The organism is Mediterraneibacter agrestimuris (genome assembly GCF_943193195.1).
Taxonomy (GTDB): domain Bacteria; phylum Bacillota; class Clostridia; order Lachnospirales; family Lachnospiraceae; genus Schaedlerella; species Schaedlerella agrestimuris.
On record NZ_CALPDG010000003.1, the window covers coordinates 44,713 to 65,326 of the forward strand.

The window sequence follows — 20,614 nt, forward strand, 5'->3', positions numbered from 1 at the left end:
TTGAAAAAATATTAAAGAAATAAAAGTAAATCTAAAGAAAGGGGATATACGATGCTTAAAATCAACCGAATTCATATTGATTATCAGATTAATCCGGTAGGTCTGTCCGAGATGCCTCAATTTGGCTGGGAATTGGAAAGCAGCAGGAGAAATGTCATTCAGAAAGCATATCGCTTACAACTTGCAAAGGATATTGCTTTTGAAAATATAGTATACGACAGCGGAAAAAAAGAGTGCAGTGAGTCTGCACACATCTGTCCAAAAGATGTAACGCTGGAATCAGCGGTCAGATATTATGTACGTGTCACAGTAGATGACGGTGTGGAAAAAACAGGCTGGAGCAGACCGGCTAATTTTGTTATGGCATTGGTAGATGAAGAGTGGACTGCACCTTTTGTATCCGCCGAGACAGGGGAATCTTACAAACAAAATTCCAAGGGGACTTATGTTCGGGGATCATTTAAAATAAAGAAGCCAGTGAAAGAAGCATTTGCATTGACTACAGGTCTGGGATTGTATAATTTTTTTCTGAACGGGGAAAAGGTAGGGGATGATGAGATGACACCGGGCTGGACATCTTATCAGAGGCATCTGCTCTATCAGACCTACGATGTTACATCCATGTTAAAGGTAGGCTGCAATGTAGCCGGAGCTATGCTGGGTGCGGGTTGGTATAAAGGTGTAATGGGACTGACCAAGGCACGCAATAACTATGGAGACCAGACCGGATTTGCCATGGAGCTTGTGATCCGTTATGAGGATGGAACAGAAGAAAGAGTTTATACGGATACTGACTGGAAGGGCTGTGATTCTCCGATTGTATTTTCTGAGATATATCATGGGGAAATTTATGATGCTTCTCTAGAACGTCCGGGCTGGGCATATGATGAAGTTCCGGCAGGTGAGTGGAAGGAGGTTGCAGTAGTTCCTTTTGACACAAGAGTAATGCGTGCACAGAGCGGTTCTCGTGTTAAGATGATTGATAAAATGCCTGCAAAACGTATTTTCCTGACGCCAAAAGGGGAGACTGTCATCGACTTCGGTCAGAATATGGCAGGAAGGATTCATGTGACGGCAACAGGTAAGCCAGGAGATGTAATCTGGCTGAAATGTTTTGAAGTGTTGGATTCTGACGGTAATGTATATTTGGATAATATGCGTGCGGCAAAATCAGAAATGAAATATACATTTGCAGAGGAAGGAACTATTAACTGGCATCCGCGGTTTACATTTATGGGCTTTCAGTATGCGCAGATCATGTCTTATCCGGGAGAGCCGAAGGAAGAAAACTTTACAGCCTGTACCTTACATTCTGAGATGGAGCCAACAGGAAATATTGATTGTTCCAATCCACTTTTAAATCAGCTTCATCACAATTATCTGTGGGGACTGAAAGGAAATTTTCTGGATGTGCCTACAGACTGCCCGCAGAGAGACGAACGTCTCGGATGGACTGGGGATGCTCAGATTTTCTGCCGGACGGCATGTTATCTGATGAATACATATACATTCTATAAAAAGTGGCTGCATGATGTGGCGGTTGATCAGACACCCGAAGGCGGCGTACCTCATGTTGTCCCGAATATCGAAGAAGGCAGAACAGACGGAAACTGGCTTCTTTCTCAGGGACCGCATTCAGCGGCGGCGTGGGCAGATGTGGCAGTCATCAATCCATGGACCATGTATCTGATGTTCGGGGATAAGAAGATACTGGATATTCAGTATAAAAGCATGAAAGGATGGATCAACTTCATGCGGGAGCATTCCAATGATTATATCTGGAATTATAAGCTCCAGTTCGGCGACTGGGTGGCGCTGGATGCAAAAGAGGGGAGCTACTTCGGAGCCACACCGAACGATCTGACCTGTACGGCATATTACGCATATTCTACAGGGTTGTTTGCGAAGATGGCAAAAATACTTGGAAAAGAAGAGGCAGCGGAGTATGAAGATTTGTATCAGCATATCGTAAAGAAGTTTCAGGATACCTTTTTCGATGGTGAAGGAGGCATGACGGCGCAGACACAGACTGCGCATATTGTGGCTCTTTATTTCAAGCTTACACCTGAAAACTATATAGAGAAAACAGTGAACCGTCTGAAAGAGCTTCTTGTAAAGGAGAACGGACATCTTGTAACAGGATTTGTAGGAACACCGTATTTTTGTCATGCACTGAGTCAGAATGGCTGTGTGAAGGAAGCATATGACTTGCTGTTGAAAGAGGACTTTCCATCGTGGCTGTATCAGGTGAAGATGGGAGCAACAACGATCTGGGAGCACTGGGACGGATTGAAGCCGGACGGCTCTATGTGGAGCGCTGATATGAATTCCTTTAACCACTATGCATATGGAGCAATTGGTGAATGGATGTACCGCGTAATGGCAGGTGTGGAAGCAGACGAGAGTGCGCCGGGATTTAGGCACAGTATTTATTATCCGCGGATCGGCGGCGGGCTGGATTATGTAAATACAACTTATCGTTCCATTTACGGAGAAAATAAGGTACAATGGTCTGTAACGGGGGAATGTGTAGAATTGAAAGTACAGATTCCTGCCAATACAACGGCAAGTATCCGGCTGGATGAAGCAAAAGAGGTTTTTCAGGCAGATGGGCTGGATTTCACTGAAAAGGGTGACTATATGGAGGCAGAAGCAGGATCAGGAAGCTACACAGTTTTGTTTAAAAGATAGAGAGGCGAAGAGAATTTGCTTCAATGAATGGAATTAGAATTCGGGGAGGCATAGAGATGAAAAAGAAGTTCCAGATAGAATGGCGATGGTGGAAACAGCATAATATTCGGGAACAGATTTTCTACTCTATGCTTTTTCTTACCATTTTGGCGGTTGGGATCTTGGGAACGGTTTCCTATTATGCAACAAGTGCTGCAATTGAACGGAATTACCGTTTGTCTTATGAGGTTGCCATGCAGAATTCCAGCCGGGTCTTGGATCTGAAGCTGAAATCTATTGTAGAAAAGGTCAGGGATATTCTGTCAGACAGGCAGTTGGCAAAAATGCTGGACGGGACGCGTGAGTATGACGACAATGAATTTTTACTTGCGGATCAAAAGATATTGGATAGCATACTGGATAATATAACCTATCAGGAACAATACGTAAACAGTGTGGCAGTTATGGATTTTCACGGACATTATTATTTTGCAAATAATATCCGTTCAGGAACGTATGAGTATTATAATCATTACAGAACTTATGATTATCAGGCGGAAGAGTGGTACATTGAAACAGAAAGGGCAAGCGGACGGGAAGTATACTGGGGGAAGGGCGTGCTTGGAGGAACAGAAGGGGGAGATGAGTTCTGTATGACGAAGCTGATGAACAGTCCTTCCACAGGAAAGCCGATGGGATGTATTGTCGTAACTATGAGTAAAAATATGCTGGGGACCTCCCTTGTCAAGACGGATGAGGGGTATGATACCAGTTCTTATATGATCGTGGATGAGAAGCATGGGCTGCTCCCTGCTTATACAACGGGTGAAAAGGAAGCGCAGGAGAAGATTCTGGAGGCTTATTCCGGAGGGGATGAGAGGCGGTATATGTTCAGCACTGCGCGGAATACAACAACGGACTGGCGGTTTGTCAATGTTATAGAGAAAAATGAACTCAGTACCACAAGTCGTTATCTGCGGAATGTAGTGTTTCTGTTGGGTGGGGTTCTGGTTTTATTAGGGTTCATTCTGGCACGTATGCTTTCTGAAACAATTACAAAGCCGCTGAAGCAGCTGGAACAGACGATTTATGATGTAGGAGAGGGGGAGCGGCATGTTTCAGCCGTGTTTGATGACAGTGAGGTAGGGCGCATTGGGAATAAATTCAAAGAAATGGTCAATACCAATCTGGAATTGTCCGAACATCTGATGGCGACAAAGCTCAATGAAAGGGAAGCAGAACTACTTCTTTTGCAGTCGCAGATCAATCCTCATTTTTTATATAATACATTGGATTCTATCTACTGTGTCGCTATGATCCATGGAGACGATCAGATTGGAGAGATGATATTGGCTCTGTCCAATAATTTTAAGCTGGCTTTGAACCGCGGGGAGAAATATATTTCCGTTGAAAATTCAGTCCGCGGGGTAGAAGAATATATGAAACTGCAAAACATGCGCTACAATAATCGTTTTGATCTGCAGATTCAGGTGGATCCGGAGATGATGCCACAGCGGATTATTACATTTATCCTGCAGCCTTTTGTGGAAAATTCAGTATATCACGGATTAGAACCGAAGATAGGAAAAGGAAAGGTCCGGCTTTCCGGCGTCAGAAAAGAAGGTAGTCTGGTCTTTCAGATTATAGATGATGGTGTGGGAATTGCCGATCTTTCTAAGCTGGAATCAGGGTATGGAATTCGGAATGTGAAGGAGAGGATACAATTAAATTATGGTCCGCAGTATGGGGTGGAGTTTGCAAGCACACCGGGAGAAGGGACTACGGTTACCATTACAATACCAGAAGGGACGGAGGCGCAGGAATATGTACCGACTAGTAGTAATTGACGATGAATATATCGTAGTGGAGGGAATTAGGGCGATGATCGCCCGGAAGAGGATGAACTACGAAGTGGTAGGCTGTGCCTATGACGGGATTCATGCGCTGGAAGTGATTCAGGAAACGAAGCCGGATCTGGTCATCACAGACATCAGGATCCCGGGGATGGATGGGCTGTCCATGATAGAGCAGGCGAAAGAGCTTTGTGAGGATACAGCATTTATCGTGATCAGCGGATATATGGAATTTGAATATGCGAGGAAGGCACTGCAGCTTGGCGTTATGGGGTATATTGATAAACCAATCAGTATCGACAAGCTGAATGAAGCCCTGGAACGTGTGGAGAAGGAATATTTTCAGACAAGGGAAGAGAAGAATATCTTTGAGAAGAACCGACAAAGAGCAGATGAACTGAACAGCATTATGGAGAAAAGTATACACTGTCTGATCGAGAAGAATGCAGGAGAATTTGCACGCTGTACGCAGAGTGCTTTGGATAAGCTGGACGAGATGTATCCTGAACTGACAGAATACCGCAGAGAAACATACAAATTTGTCTGTGTGCTTTGTGATATCCTGATGGAGAGTAAGAAAAACACGCAGCATGAAAATCTGGTTTCTTTTCATGAGATGGAAAAGAAGGAATCAAGGGAAGAGGCGCGGCAGTATGCGGAATCTGTGCTGTCAGTCCTGGGTAAATATATTGAGGCAGATAAAACAAAGAGAGGACATGGAACTATACTGGAACTACTGTCTTATATAGAAGCACATTACAACGAGGATATCGGGCTAAATGAACTGGCAGATATGGTGAAGATGAACACGACATACTTAAGCGTGCTCTTTAAGAGTGAGGTGGGGATGTCTTATGTTAAATACCTGACCAGAATCCGGGTTGATAAAGCAAAGGAGCTTTTGAGGGAAGGATATAAGGTGTATGAGGTCAGTGAGATGGTAGGGTATAATAATTACCGTTATTTCAGTGATATTTTCAAGAAATATACAGGACAGACACCTAATACATATAAGAGCAGCGTATGGGGAGAATAGTAACAGTTCAGTATAGGAGTTTGCACTTGCTGCAAACTCCGTAAAAATGCGTGATGGGAAAATAAGGAAGAACTTTCTTTTTTTATTGAAGTAGTTTAAAGATTTTATTATAATGAAACATGATAAATTAAAAGAAGGTATGCTGTATGAAAATAAAAATGGCAGATGTTGCAAGATATCTTGGACTTTCAAAAGCAACAGTATCGTTGGCAGTGAATGGAAAACCGGGGGTGAATCCGCAGACAAAAGAAAGGATTTTCCGTTGTATTGAAGAAATGGAAAGAAATGGCGGTGTAATTCCGGAAAATTCGCCGCTGTGCCGGGAACAATCTCCACAATTAATTAAGGTTGTGATTTTCAACCGGCGGAAGTCTGTAGTCTGTGACCCGGAGATGGATTTATGGAGCGGCGTTCTCCGTACCTTTGATAAGGAGGTGAGAAAGCGGGGATATTTATATGGATTGACCTATTTTAATGAGAACGCAGAGGATATACAGCGTATCGTTGAAGAATGTAATTTGGACATAGTAGCCGGAGTGGTGTTATTCGGGACAGAACTGGATGCGGAAGATTATGAATTTTTGAAGTATATTCAAAAGCCAATGGTTATTTATGATTATGAAATGCCGGACGGTTCTTGCAGCTCCGTTTGTATAGACAATGGACGGGCGGCGGAAATGGCGGTGGAACAACTACTTAAAGCCGGAGTATTGGAGATTCGTTATCTTGGGACTGAAAAAAATATTTATAATTTTCAAAAACGGCGGGAAGGATTTTTAAATGCATTACTAAAAGCCGGAAAGCCGCCGAAAAAGGATGAAATCATATTACTTGGAAGCTCTATCGGAGAGATTACAGAACGGGTTACAGAGTATCTGGCTGATACGGCATTGCCGGATGCTTTTGTAATGGAAAATTATCAGGTGTCAATTGCTGTTTTGACGGCGGTGCGGAAGCTGAGGATTGCTGTGCCGAAAAAATTAAAGCTGATAGGAATTGATGAGATACCTGAGTATATTTTATCAGACTTTCAGTTGACGCAGATACGCATACCGCATGAAGAAAGAGCAGCAATGACGATTGACCTTTTGGATCGGGAAATATCACAGTCATGGAAAGCAAAAATGAAAGCATTTGTATTGCCGGAGTTGTTGAAAGGTGAAAGTATATAGAAAATGAAAAGACTTTTGTTTAAATAAATTAAATTTTTGTTTGAACAGAAGTCTTTTTTATGTCATTTTTTACAAAAAATTTTAAAAGTGTTTATTAAAAATGCAGAAATGATAAAAATGGATAAAAATGAGTTGAAATATGCATACAATAACGTTAAAATAAATGCATAAAGTTTAATTAATTAAACAAAACAAAAAGCTGCTTAAACAATTATAAAAAGATTTGATTCCAGAAATTATGAAAAGTGACAATGGAGAATCTTATCAGGAAAAGAGGAAAGGATAGGAACTAGAATTATGAAAATGATGAATACAGATCCAAACAGTTACAGCGGTGAGAATCGGTCATTACATATGAAAGAGCGAATCGGTTATGGTGTCGGTGACTTTGCAAACAATATGATGTTTGCGCCGGTCAATTCTTTTTTTACGTACTTTTTAACTAATGTGGCAGGACTCGGGGCAGGTGTGGTCGGAACTATGCTGCTGATTTCCAGATTGCTGGACGGAGTCAGCGATCTGATCGTGGGAACCCTGATGGAAAAAATCCACAGTAAACACGGAAAAGCAAGACCGTGGCTGCTTTGGTGGTGTGTACCGTTTGCTGTATCACTGGTTTTAATGTTCAGTGCGCCGGATTTTGGTACAACAGGAAAGGTTGTATATGCATTTCTGACCTATAATCTGGCAGTAACGATCGTGTATACTGCGATTAATCTGCCTTTCGGTTCTCTGGCGGCATTGATGACAAAGAATCAGATAGAGCGTGGATATCTGAATATTTCAAAAATGGTATTTGCATTCGGAGGAGGCATGGTGATCAATGCGGCAACATTGCCGCTGGTAAAGTTTTTTGGGAATGATTCTCTTGCATGGCAGAAAACTTTTCTGATTTATGGCGCGGCAGCAATTATTTTATTTCTGATTGTATTCTTTACAACAAAAGAAGCGGTAACAGAAACGGCAGAAGAAAAGGGGACAGCAGAAAAGATTAATATCAAAAAGGCATTGATCAGTTTGCTGAAAAATAAGTACTGGTTACAGCTGCTCGGTATTTTCTTCTTAAATAGTATGGTGAATGCATTTATTGGTGTAAATGTATACTATGCGCAGTATGTTATGGATGACACCAGTCTTGTGGGAACACTGTCACTGTTCCAGAATATTGCTTCATTTGCGTCATTTGCCTGTTGTACAGCGCTCATCCGTAAAGCGGGCAAACAGAAAATCGCAGTCAGCGGTGTGGTATGTTCCTTTATTGGTTATGCAATGGTGCTGCTGAATCCAACGAGCTATGCGGTTCTGTATACCTCAGCAGTAATTAAAGGCGTGGGAAATGCAGCATTGTCAGGCGTGATATATGGAATGCTGGCAGATACAGTTGAGTATAATGACTGGAATTCAGGAATCCGCGCAGAAGGGCTGGTGTTCAGTGCAAACTCAATTGGAGCAAAAGTTGGTTCTGGCATCGGTTCTGCCTTGCTTGGATGGATTCTGGCAGCATTCGGATTTGTGAGTTCTTCAGCAGTACAGCCGGAATCTGCAATCAACGGAATCCGTGTAATTTTCCTATATGTTCCGCTGGTAGTATTTGCTGTGATGTTTGTGATCCTGTTGTTTTATAAATTGGATAAAGAGTATGATGGAATTGTGAAAGAGTTGGGAGAAAGAAAATGATCTTAAAAAAATTAACAGAACAATATAAAATTTTTGAAGTTGAATTAAGTGGGACAGCGGAGGGAAATCCGTATCAGGATATCTGGTTGAAGGCATTATTTACAAATGGGACTGACACAGCAGAAGTTAATGGATTTTACTGTGGAGACGGTGTATACAAAGTGCGGTTTATGCCAGGAGCTCAGGGAAGTTGGACGGCGGTTACAAAATCAAACGACGCGACTTTGAATGGTGTAGAGCTTAACTGTGACTGTACATCAGCATCGGAAGGAAACCACGGACGTGTCAGATTGCTAAGTGAGGTGCTGCCGAAGAGTATGTCATCGGATGAATCTAAATTCCATTTTGCATATGAAGACAAAACCCGGTTTCAGCCTTTCGGAACGACCTGCTATGCGTGGATTAATCAGCCGGAAGAGATACAGGAACAGACATTGGAAACATTGAAAAAAGCCCCCTTTAACAAAGTGCGGATGTGCATTTTCCCGAAATATTATACATATAACACAACTAATCCGGAATGCTATCCATTTGAAGGTAACGAAGAAGATGGGTTTGATTTCACACGCTTTAATCCGGTATTCTGGGATAAGCTGGAGAAACGGATTGCACAATTGGATGAATTGGGCATTGAGGCAGATATTATTCTTCTGCATCCTTATGATAAGTGGGGATTTGCAAAGATGGACAAAGGGACAGATCTTTTTTATTTGAAATATGCGGTGGATCGTCTGTGTCATTTCAAAAATGTATGGTGGTCTATGGCAAATGAATTTGACCTGCTTCCATGGAAATCTGTTGAGGATTGGGAAATGTATGCCCGTGTTGTGATGGGAAGAGATTCCTACGGACATCTTCGTTCTATTCACAACTGTGTGACAATGTACGACCAGACCCGCCCGTGGATCACCCACGTCAGTGTACAGAGAATTGATGTGTACAAGACTGCAGAAATGGTCAGTGAGTGGAGAGCATTGTATCAAAAACCAATTGTTGTGGATGAATGTGCCTACGAAGGAAATATCAATTTTGGCTGGGGTAATATTTCCGGTGAAGAAATGACGAGACGATTCTGGGAAGGATGTATTCGCGGCGGATATCTGTCACACGGAGAGGTGTATGTACAACATAAGCAAATCTGGTGGGCGCACGGCGGAAAACTGCATGGAACATGCCCGGAGAGAATTGCATTTTTAAAAGAAATTATGAAGGATGTTCCGGCAGATGCGGCTCCGCTAAAACTTACCCCAGAGAATCATGAGGCGAACTGGGATGTGCCGTGTTTGTGTAAAGAAGAGGATAATTCCTATTTTTTGTATTACTTTGGATTTTTGAAACCGTCTTTTAGAACCTATGAACTACCAGAGGGATGTGAATTTGAAATAGAACTGATTGATACATGGAATATGACAGTGAAGAAGCTGCCGGGAGTGTATAGCGGAAGTATCCGAGTGGAGCTGCCGGAGAAGCAGTATATGGCGATTCGGATGAAAAGAATGAAATAGCAGATACATAATTTTTATATACCGGATGATTATCAAAAGAAAGGGGGATGGTTCCAGATTGCCCCTTTCTTTTTTTAGAATCATTATGAGGAATGTCTTTTTATCAAATGCGTTGCAATTTCAATTTTCACAGGAGTGGTCTTTTTTTTCTCTAACAGTTCAGCAATCCGTTTTGCTGCAAGTTTTCCCATTTCATGTTTTGGTACGTGCACAGTACTCAGACTTGGTTCCACAATATTACTGAAAGAAATATTATCAAAACCTACAATTGCCACATCTTCTGGGATTCGGTAACCTTTTGCTTTTAAAGCGCGCATAACGCCAACGGCAATTAAATCATTATCTGCAAAATAGCATCGTGCCAGTTCGTCTCTACGTTCCAGAATTTCCATCATGTCAGAAAACGCGCCTTCAACAGAGGGGGTCAGCCGGTGGACGACAGATTTGGAGGTGGACATGCCGCCTGTACGGATTGCATTATAGAAACCGGAAGCCCGCTCCTCAAAATTTCCAATTGGATAAGAGGAACGTAAGTAGCCAGGCTGCTGTCCGGTTCGCCGGATTAAGTAGGAAGTAGCGAGATAGGCGCCCTGGACGTTGTTGATCAGTACATAATTTGTCTGAACGGTTTCAAAATAAGTGTCCAGAAGTACAACCGGAATCGGAAGAGCTTTGAAATGGCGGAAGTCCTCTGCATTCATTTCTGTTCCAAGTAAAATGATTCCGCAGCAGTCCGAATACTGAATATCTTCAATCTGTGCCGGCAGTGTTTCTTCATCATCATATACATATCGAATATTCATTTTATATCCGGCTTCTTTACAGCCCTCATTGATTCCATCTGATAATTGAGAAAAGAAAGGGGTATCGGCAACAACTGCGCCGTGTTTCTTGTAAATGACAAAATAAATGCTGCCACTGGCTTGTTTTTTCATGGAAATACGTGAAAAATCATAGCCGTTTTTTTCAGCTTCATCCAAAATCATCCGCCGTGTTTCTTGACTAACGCCTGGCTTGTTGTTTAATGCCATGGAGACAGCGGCTGCGGACAGACCTAATTTTTCTGCCAGTTGTTTGGCAGTAATACTCATCGCTGTACACCTCCGTTTTATATTTTCGTTACTGTGCGCAGTAACATATTTTAAAATTTTTACGCTGAACTGTCACACATATTTACTGAATTAAGTATAAATTACTTGGTTATAACAATCAATAGTTAAGCTAATAATTAAGTAAAAAACACTTAATAAATTAAAGAAATTAAGTTCCAGGCAGAATATAATCTAAGCATAAAGTTGAAGAGGAAACTGTTTCAAACACTGGGATCTGGCAGTGATATTGAAACAATCTGCGTAAGTAAAAAAGGAGGAACCGATAATGATTAAAATGAAACTTGGCTATGCACCGACAAGAAGAAGTATTTTCAGCGCACCGGATGCAATTAAGTACCGCGGCTTAACAGCGGACAGATTAAGAGAACTGGGAATTGATTTTGTAGATATTGATGATATCAATGAAGAAGGGCTGCTCTACGATGACAGTGACGTGAAGAAAATTGCAGCAAAATTTAAAGCTGCGGGTGTGGACGGACTGTTTTTGCCGCACTGCAATTTCGGAACAGAATATGTTTGTGCAAGACTGGCAAAGGAACTGAATGTTCCAGTACTGCTCTGGGGACCGCTGGATGAGCGTCCGGACGAGAACGGTGTCCGTTTAAGAGATACACAGTGTGGATTATTTGCAACGGGAAAGGTGTTGAGAAGATTTCAGATTCCGTTTACATATATGACAAATTGCCGCCTGAATGACCCGGTATTTGAGAGAGGTCTTCGTGATTTTCTTGCAGTATGTAATGTTGTAAAGACATTTAAGAATATCCGGATTCTTCAGATTTCTACAAGACCGTTTGACTTCTGGACAACTATGTGCAACGAAGGTGAGCTTCTGGAGAAGTTTAATATTCAGCTTGCGCCGATTCCAATGACAGAGTTGACAGAAGAGATGAAAGCAGTGAAGGCTGAGAATAAGAAGCTTCAGGATATGATCGCATACATTCATGAAACAATGGAGATTCAGATTAAAGACAATGAAGTGGAAAATGTTGCCGCACTTGCAGTTGCCATGGAACAACTCATTGAGAAATATGGCTGTCAGGCGGCAGGTATCCAGTGCTGGAATGCACTTCAGACAGAAATCGGAATCATGCCGTGTGCAGCCAATGCAATCCTGAATGAAAAAGGAATTCCGGTTGTCTGTGAAACGGATATTCATGGCGCGGTTACTGCATTGATGGTGGAGGCAGCAGGTATGGGTGAGACAAGAGGTTTCTTTGCAGACTGGACCATCCGACATCCTGATATTGAAAACGGTGAACTTCTGCAACATTGCGGACCGTGGCCGATGTCTGTTGCACAAGAGAAACCAAAGCTGACTTATCCGCTTGCATTTGAGCATCCGGGAAGTCTGACAGCAGAGGCAAAACACGGAGATGTGACGCTTTGCAGGTTTGACGGAGATAATGGAGAGTATTCTCTTCTTCTCGGAAACGCCAGGGGAGTGGACGGACCGAAGGGAATGGGAACTTATCTCTGGGTAGAGGTTGACAATATCAAACGCCTGGAAGCGAAGATTGTGGAGGGACCGTACATCCACCACTGTGTTGGAATTCACAAAAATGTGGTGCCGGTATTATATGAAGCATGTAAATATATTGGTGTAAAACCAGATTTATATGATCCGATTGAAGAAGATGTAAAGGCATATTTAAGAGGTGAGTGATTTAAGAAAGGAAATGTATTATGAATTTAAAGGCATTATCATATAAACTTCGCCAGGACACGGTGGATTTAATCCGTGCGGGAAAAGCCGGACATATCGGCGGCGACATGAGTGTGATGGATATTCTTGTAGAGCTGTATTTCAGTCAGATGAATATCGGTCCGGCAAATATGGATTCACCAGACAGAGATTTGTTTGTTATGAGCAAAGGACATTCTGTGGAGGCTTATTATTCCGTATTGGCAGAGAAAGGATTTTTCTCAAAGGAGCAGTTACACGCAGAATTCAGCAAATTTGGCTCCAGGTTTATCGGGCATCCGAATAATAAGCTTCCGGGAATTGAGATGAATTCAGGGTCTCTCGGACACGGGCTTCCGGTCTGTGTCGGAATGGCAAAGGCAGGGAAAATGGACAATAGAAACTATAGGGTTTATACGGTTATGGGGGATGGAGAACTGGCAGAAGGTTCTGTTTGGGAAGGCGCTATGGCGGCAAGCCACTACAAACTGGATAATCTTTGTGCAGTTGTAGACCGCAACCGTCTGCAGATTTCCGGCGGGACAGAGGAAGTAATGGCGCATGATGATTTGCATGAGCGCTTTAAGAGCTTTGGGTGGAATGTTATTGATGTGGCAGACGGCAATGAAATTGACCAGCTTCATGCAGCATTTGAAGAGGCGGAAAATGTGAAAGGAAAGCCGTCCGTGCTGATAGCAAACACAGTTAAGGGTAAAGGCTCTTCTGTTATGGAAAATAAGGCAAACTGGCATCATAAAGTTCCGACAGATGAGGAATATACACAGATTATGAAGGACTTGAGAACACGAGAGGAGGCACTGTCATAATGGGGAAGATTGCAAATAAACAGATGATATGTGAAGTGTTGATGGAGGCTGCAAAAGAAGATAAGAGTATTGTGGCGCTGTGCAGTGATTCCCGTGGAAGCGGTTCCTTTACGCCTTTTGGAGATACATATCCGGAACAGTTTGTAGAAACCGGAATTGCGGAGCAGAACTTGGTCAGCATTTCCGCAGGACTTGCAAAATGCGGTAAGAAAGCATATGCAGTATCTCCGGCATGTTTTTTGTCTACAAGAAGCTATGAGCAGTGTAAGGTAGATGTTGCCTACTCAAATACAAATGTGAAGTTGATCGGTATCAGCGGCGGCATCAGCTATGGGGCGCTCGGAATGAGCCATCATTCCGCACAGGATATCGCAGCTATGAGCGCTGTCCCCAATATGCGTGTATATCTTCCAAGCGATCATATTCAGACAAAAAAACTGACGGAAGAACTGTTAAAGGATGAGAAGCCGGCATATATCCGTGTAGGAAGAAATGCTGTAGACCCGGTATATGATTCCTATGAGGCAGAAGGAAAGGAAATTCCGTTCACACTGGATAAGGCAATGATTCCGGTTGAGGGAACAACGGAGGAGCATACTGCGGACGCAGTTGTGATCGCATGCGGAGAGATGGTAAAGCCTGCAAAAGATGCAGCAGAGTTACTAGAGAAAGAAGGCATCTATGTCACAGTTATTGATATGTATTGTGTGAAACCATTTGATAAGGAGACCGTTATTAAAGAATGCGGACCGGTTAAGGCTGTTGTAACAGTGGAAGAACATGCGCCGTTTGGCGGTATGGGTTCTATGGCGGCACAGGTAGTGGGAGAGTTCTGTCCGAAGAAGATCGTCAATATGGCGCTTCCGGATGCACCGGTGATCACAGGAACATCCAAAGAAGTATTTGACTATTATGGATTGAATGCAGAAGGCATTGCAAAAAAGGTAAAAGAATCTATATTATGAGGAAAATGATATGGAAAATAAAAAATATATCATCGGTATTGACCAGAGCACACAGGGAACAAAGGCGCTTTTGTTCGATGAAAATGGACAGCTTCTTTTACGAGAAGACCTGCCCCATCGTCAGATCGTCAATGAAGCAGGGTGGGTGTCCCATGACCCGGAGGAAATTTACCAGAATACCATCCGTGTGGTGAAACAACTTCTTGGTAATACACAAAAAGGCGGATTGAAGGTCGATGCATCAGAAATTGCAGGCATCGGTATCAGCAATCAGAGAGAGACTGCATTGATCTGGGATACACGTACAGGAAAACCCCTTGCAGACGCAATTGTATGGCAGTGTTCACGGTCACAGGACATCTGCGAAGAAATTAAGAACACAGGGAAAGACGGACTGGTCCAGCAGAAAACAGGTTTAAAGCTGTCACCATATTTTCCGGCATCCAAACTGGCATGGCTGCTTCAAAATGTAGGAGAAGCACAGGAAGCACTGAAAGCGGATGCTCTCGGAATGGGGACTATTGACACGTGGCTTGTATATAAGCTGACCAGGGGGATGGTTTATAAAACTGACTATTCCAATGCATCCAGAACACAGTTATTTAATATTTTTGACTTGAAATGGGATGAGGAACTGTGTGAAACTTTCAGGATTCCGATGAATAGTCTTCCTGAAATATGTGATTCTGACAGCTGTTTTGGAATGACAGATTTTGAAGGTCTTCTTTCAGCAGAAATACCCATTCACAGTGTCATGGGAGATTCTCATGCGGCATTATTCGGACAGGGTTGTGTGCAGCCGGGAATGATCAAGGCAACTTACGGAACAGGATCCTCTGTTATGATGAATATAGGCATAGTTCCGGTCCAAAGTGATAACGGGGTGGTGACATCTCTTGCGTGGAAGTTGGATGGAGAAGTTAATTATGTGATGGAAGGCAATATCAATTATACTGGGGCAGCAATTACCTGGCTGAAGGATGAGGTCAGACTGATTGACAGTGCGTCTGAAACAGAAGGGCTTAGCAGAGCAGCAATCCAGGATGACTCCCTGTATTTCATTCCGGCATTTACCGGATTGGGCGCGCCTTATTGGAACAGTAAGGCAAAAGGACTTCTTTGCGGAATTACAAGAACTACACGCCGGGAAGAAATCGTGCGTGCGGCAGTAGAAAGCATTGCATATCAGATTCAGGATATAGTAGAAACTTTTGTAAGAGATGCGGGGAAATCAGTCATGGAACTCCGTGTAGACGGCGGTCCAACCAGAAATGCATATCTGATGCAGTTTCAAAGTGATATTCTGAATACAAAAGTGAGTGTGTCCGAGGCGGAAGAAATGTCCGGAATCGGTGTGGCATACGCAGCGGGTATTGCGCTCGGCATATATGAGAAACATGTTGCCGAGAAGATTGGCAGAAAGATTTATGAAGCGGAGATGGAAGAAACGCTTCGTGATAAGAAAAAGAACGGCTGGAAAGAAGCAGTCGGGATGATATTATAAGAATGTAAATGCAGGAAGAACCGGAGGAAACTCTGGTCTTTCTGCATTTATAGGGAAATGTAGATTGTGCGTTAACATTAGTAACAGAAAGCCTAAGACAATGCATTAATTGTATAGTCCGTAAGAAAGTGTAACGGGGTAAAGAATATGAAATGGAATAAATATGGTTGAAAATATATTAATGGATAAAATATGGAATAAACATGGTTGAAAAGATAGCGTAAATATGATACGATATATAAAACAAAATAAGAGCCGAAGGAGTATGCGGTATGACAGTAGATGAGATGAAAAATCGGAAAAAGCAATATGGCTATAGCTGTGAACAAATTGCAGAGCTGTCGGGGGTACCGCTTGGTACGGTACAGAAGATATTCAGCGGGATTACCAAGACCCCCCGTTATGATACATTGCGGCAATTAGAGAAGATATTTGCCGGGGAAGCAAGCTATTTAGGTACAGGTCAGCCGTTTATTCTGCGGGAAACACAGTGTACATATCAGGCAGGAAAAAAGCCGGGGGAGTATACTCTGGAGGATTATTATGCCCTTCCAGAGGAACGGCGGGCAGAATTAATAGACGGTGTGATTTACGATATGGCGGCGCCAACGAATCTTCACCAGCAGCTTATCATGGAAATTTCTGTGCAGCTGCACACATTTATCAGTAGTCAAAAAGGCAGCTGTAAGGTGTCGATGGCACCGACTGATGTTCAGCTTGACTGTGACGACAAGACGATGGTTCAGCCGGATATATTAGTAATGTGCAACAGGGATAGCATTCTGCGCACTCATATGTATGGAGCGCCAGATTTGGTGATTGAGATTCTGTCGCCCTCGACCAGGCGAAAGGACATGAATCTGAAATATGGAAAGTATGCGGCAGCGGGAGTGCGGGAATATTGGATGGTTGATCCGGATACGAAGAAAATTGTTGTTTATGATATAGAGCATGAAGAATTTCCGGTTGTTTATGAATTTGGGGATAAGATACCTGTAAGGATATTTCATGGAGAGTGTGAGATAGACTTTAAGGTGATCTATGAAGCGGTCAGATTCCTTTACGGGGGATCCTGACATTGTACTGTTCACACCCTGCGGGTGCTCCAGTAACAGTATCCAGCCCATTTTAAGTCGCCTTCGGCGAGGGGCTGGATCTATCGCTGTCATCACTTCACTGGCCGGACACCTTGCAGCACAGTGCAAGGTGTCGTGTGAACAGAAACAACATCATAGCTTTAGCGTATGGGATTTATTGTTTTGAGTTGACGAACCTCTGGAACAATCGTATACTTTTAGCTAGAAGTGTTCTTAATTAAGATTAAGAAACAAAGCTAATAAAAATGCAGCATAAATAATAAGAGCAAATAGTGGGTGAGGTGAAAGTATATGAAAACAATAATCAAGAATGGAACTGTTGTGACATCCGGCGGCAGTTTTCCAGCGGATATTTTGATTGACGGAGAGAAAATTGTAAGTATTGGAACGATTCAGAAGGAGTTGGATGGAGATGGCGAGGATGTACAGGTGATCGATGCCGCGGGAAAATATGTATTCCCGGGGGCGGTAGATGTACATACCCATATGGATCTGGATGTAGGGATATCCCGTGCAGTTGACGATTTTTATGATGGAACGGTTGCGGCGGTATGCGGAGGAACGACATCCATCGTAGACCACATGGCATTTGGTTCGGCGGGAATTCCGCTTCATTATATGTTCCGTGAGTATGAAAAATTAGCTGGTGGTAAGGCGGTTATCGACTATGGATTTCATGGAACGATGCAGCATCTGGATGATGAGATTCTGGCAGAGCTGGAAACAATGATGGCAGACGGTATTCCAAGTGTGAAGCTGTATATGACCTATAATTACAAGATGAACGACGCGGAGATCTTGCAGACATTGCGGAAAATGAAAGCAATTCATGGTATTACTGCATTTCACTGTGAGAATCATGATGTGACAGAGTTCCTTAAAAAAGAGAACCGTGAGAAAGGAAATCTTGCGCCGATTTATCATGCAAAAAGCCGTCCGAATGCAGTAGAAGCGGAGGCTGTAGAGCGGGTTCTCAGACTGGCAAAAATGGCGGGCAACGCACCGGTGTACATTGTACATTTATCCTGCAAGGAAAGTCTGGAGGCTGTCCGCAGGGCAAGAAGTGCCGGACAGAAGAATATCTTTGTGGAGACGTGTCCGCAGTATCTGACATTGACAGAAGAACGGTATCTGGATGAAGACGGCTTGAAATACATCATGTCACCGCCTCTTCGTACACAGGAAGATTGTGACGCTCTCTGGGAAGGCATCGACGATGGTTCTATTCAGGTTGTTGCTACAGATCATTGCCCATTTAATTATAGTAAGGAAAAACAGATGGGTAAGGATGATTTTACCTGCTGCCCGAATGGAGCTCCGGGGGTGGAAGAACGATTTTCGATTTTATTTTCCGAAGGTGTGAAGAAAGGAAGAATCACCTTGCAGCGTCTTGTAGAGGTGGCATGCGCCAATCCATGCAGAATATATGGTCTGGCGCCGGAAAAAGGAGATATTCAGCCGGGAGCGGATGCAGATATTGTAATTCTAGATCCTGATGCATCTTATATACTGAGCCATGACAGGATGCATGGAGCAGTGGATTACACCATGTATGAGGGCAAGGAAATACAGGGGGAGATTGAACTGGTTATGCAGAGAGGGAATGTACTGGTGAAAGATGATCAGTTTGTGGGTGAGAAGGGTCAAGGACGTTTTATCCACAGAAAACCTTATGCTGCATATTAAAGTCAAATGGACAGGTGACACATGATGAAATTATATGCAGCACCATTGGAGGGGATTACGGGATATGTATTCCGTAACGCCTTCCATGCATGCTTTGACAATGTTGATAAATACTTTATTCCCTTTATCCAGCCGAATCAAAGGGGGCATTTCAGTTCCAGAGAGAAGCAGGATGTAAAGCCAGAGAATAATCGGGGAATGTATACAGTTCCGCAGATATTAACCAATTCTTCCGAGGATTTTCTGCGTACTGCATGGAAATTGCAGACTGCATATGGTTACAAAGAAATCAATCTGAATTTAGGCTGTCCGTCTAAAACGGTGATTTCCAAAAAACGAGGTTCAGGATTTCTGGCATACCCAGAGGAGCTAGAGCAGTTTCTGGAAGGAATTTTTGAGAAAGCAGAAGTTGAGATTTCTATTAAGACAAGAATCGGAAAGGAAAGCCCAGATGAATTTGCCCGTATCTTAGAGATTTACAACAAGTTTCCAGTCAGAGAGTTGATCATACATCCAAGAGTGCAGACGGATTTCTATAAGAATCATCCGAATCTGGAAGTGTTTCAGATGGCATTGGATGCTTCTAAAGTTCCGGTTTGCTACAACGGAGATATTTTTTCGATAGAAGATTATCAACGATTTACAGAGCGGTTTCCTCAGATAGACCATATCATGCTGGGGCGGGGACTTTTGAAGAATCCGGGGCTGACAAGAGAAATCCGGCACCAGATTCCGTTGGATAAAGAAATCTTGAAAAAGTTTCATGATTGTCTGTACCAAGGGTACTGTCAGGTGCTGTCCGGGGACAGGACGATTCTGTTCAAGATGAAAGAATTGTGGGGATTTCTTGCACCGATCTTTACAGATTATGAGAAATATGCCAAGAAAATTAAGAAGTCGGAAAAACTTTGGGCATATGAAGACGTAGTGGAGAAATTGTTTGCAGAGCAGGATTTGGTTTAGAAAAGAGGCTATTCGGAATGGCAGATTCACTACAATATATATTGGAGTTTATTCAGATTCATAACTGTATATTGTATGTGGAGTCTGTTTCCCGAGCGCCTCTTTTTTGAAATACATTTTTAGTTTGTTTTTGTAATATTCTTTTTTATAAACCGGTACAGTAATATTCCAGCACCGATTAACAGCAGTATCCGTACGATTCCTGAATAGCGCTCTGTATAAATTAGTACAGTTTCCCATGAAGCGCCAAGCGCCGCTCCGAGAGATACCAAAAGGATATTCCATACGGTACTTCCGATTGTGGTGTAAATGAGAAAGACTACGAGATTCATATCTGCCATTCCTGCCGGAACAGAAACGAGACTGCGGACAATCGGGATACATCTCCCGAAGAGAATCATTTTCTTTCCATGTCGTTCAAAAGATGCAAGGGTTTTTTCTACATCATTTTTTTCAAATCCAAGCCGCCGGAATAGTTTGCTTTCCATAACATTTCCAAGCCGTTCCGGATTCAGAGCCATTCCTACACGGTACAGTACAAGCGCTCCGATTAAAGAGCCGATTGTAGAAAATATGACGACTCCCGGTACGGTCAGTGCTGTATAAGTTGTCATAAAGCCGCCGAAAGTCAGAATGACTTCAGAAGGGATTGGGGGAAATATGTTTTCCACGGCTATCAGCAGACAGACACCCAGATAACCGCAGGAATTCATAATTGAAATCAAGACTTCCTGTATCATATTTAAGTTCCTTTCTGAATTTGAATGAAAAAGATTCCCGTAATGAAGTAATGACAGCGATATATCCAGCCCCCGCCGAAGGTGACTTAAAATGGGCTGGATACTGTTACTGGAGCACCCGTA

General features: G+C 42.9%; 15 protein-coding genes. 13 read left to right on the forward strand and 2 right to left on the reverse strand.

Going from position 1 to position 20,614, the window contains the following annotated elements:
* Nucleotides 1–51 precede the first annotated feature (51 nt).
* The 6 genes from NFS18_RS02480 (at nt 52) to NFS18_RS02505 (ending at nt 9,913) form a co-directional block, all read left to right on the forward strand.
* Nucleotides 52–2,691, forward strand: a complete 2,640-nt coding sequence (locus NFS18_RS02480; protein WP_251387473.1) for an alpha-L-rhamnosidase — start codon at nt 52–54, stop codon at nt 2,689–2,691.
* A 56-nt stretch (nt 2,692–2,747) separates the two neighbouring features.
* A complete protein-coding gene (locus NFS18_RS02485; protein WP_251387475.1) occupies nt 2,748–4,517 on the forward strand; it encodes a sensor histidine kinase in 1,770 nt (589 codons plus the stop codon).
* On the forward strand, nt 4,495–5,559 hold the full coding sequence (locus NFS18_RS02490) for a response regulator transcription factor (RefSeq protein WP_251387477.1): 1,065 nt from the start codon (nt 4,495–4,497) through the stop codon (nt 5,557–5,559). Before NFS18_RS02485 ends, NFS18_RS02490 begins: the two co-directional genes overlap by 23 nt.
* A gap of 146 nt (nt 5,560–5,705) precedes the next feature.
* Nucleotides 5,706–6,731 (forward strand): LacI family DNA-binding transcriptional regulator, encoded by a 1,026-nt coding sequence (locus tag NFS18_RS02495; protein WP_251387479.1) that lies wholly within the window; start codon nt 5,706–5,708, stop codon nt 6,729–6,731.
* Between the two features lie 297 nt (nt 6,732–7,028).
* Entirely contained in the window at nt 7,029–8,408 is a 1,380-nt protein-coding gene (locus NFS18_RS02500) for an MFS transporter (RefSeq protein ID WP_251387481.1), read from the forward strand.
* A complete protein-coding gene (locus NFS18_RS02505) occupies nt 8,405–9,913 on the forward strand; it encodes a DUF5605 domain-containing protein (RefSeq protein ID WP_251387483.1) in 1,509 nt (502 codons plus the stop codon). The genes NFS18_RS02500 and NFS18_RS02505 overlap by 4 nt, the downstream gene beginning before the upstream one ends.
* Nucleotides 9,914–9,996: 83 nt before the next feature.
* Here NFS18_RS02505 and NFS18_RS02510 read toward each other — a convergent pair whose 3' ends face one another.
* On the reverse strand, nt 9,997–11,004 hold the full coding sequence (locus NFS18_RS02510) for a LacI family DNA-binding transcriptional regulator (protein ID WP_251387485.1): 1,008 nt from the start codon (nt 11,002–11,004) through the stop codon (nt 9,997–9,999).
* 286 nt (nt 11,005–11,290) lie between these two features.
* Between NFS18_RS02510 and NFS18_RS02515 the strand changes: the two genes are divergently transcribed.
* From NFS18_RS02515 to NFS18_RS02545, 7 genes are all read left to right on the forward strand, one after another.
* Nucleotides 11,291–12,691, forward strand: a complete 1,401-nt coding sequence (locus NFS18_RS02515) for an L-fucose/L-arabinose isomerase family protein (RefSeq protein WP_251387488.1) — start codon at nt 11,291–11,293, stop codon at nt 12,689–12,691.
* A gap of 20 nt (nt 12,692–12,711) precedes the next feature.
* Nucleotides 12,712–13,536 (forward strand): transketolase, encoded by an 825-nt coding sequence (locus tag NFS18_RS02520; protein WP_251387490.1) that lies wholly within the window; start codon nt 12,712–12,714, stop codon nt 13,534–13,536.
* Nucleotides 13,536–14,501, forward strand: a complete 966-nt coding sequence (locus tag NFS18_RS02525) for a transketolase family protein (RefSeq protein ID WP_251387492.1) — start codon at nt 13,536–13,538, stop codon at nt 14,499–14,501. Before NFS18_RS02520 ends, NFS18_RS02525 begins: the two co-directional genes overlap by 1 nt.
* 10 nt (nt 14,502–14,511) lie before the next feature.
* On the forward strand, nt 14,512–16,005 hold the full coding sequence (locus NFS18_RS02530; RefSeq protein WP_251387500.1) for an FGGY-family carbohydrate kinase: 1,494 nt from the start codon (nt 14,512–14,514) through the stop codon (nt 16,003–16,005).
* 272 nt (nt 16,006–16,277) lie between these two features.
* Nucleotides 16,278–17,081: a Uma2 family endonuclease gene (locus NFS18_RS02535; protein WP_251387502.1), complete on the forward strand. Its 804-nt coding sequence runs from the start codon at nt 16,278–16,280 to the stop codon at nt 17,079–17,081.
* A gap of 312 nt (nt 17,082–17,393) precedes the next feature.
* Nucleotides 17,394–18,788, forward strand: a complete 1,395-nt coding sequence (gene hydA, locus NFS18_RS02540; RefSeq protein WP_251387504.1) for a dihydropyrimidinase — start codon at nt 17,394–17,396, stop codon at nt 18,786–18,788.
* A gap of 24 nt (nt 18,789–18,812) precedes the next feature.
* On the forward strand, nt 18,813–19,751 hold the full coding sequence (locus NFS18_RS02545) for a tRNA dihydrouridine synthase (RefSeq protein ID WP_251387852.1): 939 nt from the start codon (nt 18,813–18,815) through the stop codon (nt 19,749–19,751).
* A gap of 119 nt (nt 19,752–19,870) precedes the next feature.
* Here NFS18_RS02545 and NFS18_RS02550 read toward each other — a convergent pair whose 3' ends face one another.
* Nucleotides 19,871–20,488: a DedA family protein gene (locus NFS18_RS02550; RefSeq protein WP_251387854.1), complete on the reverse strand. Its 618-nt coding sequence runs from the start codon at nt 20,486–20,488 to the stop codon at nt 19,871–19,873.
* Nucleotides 20,489–20,614 lie beyond the last annotated feature (126 nt).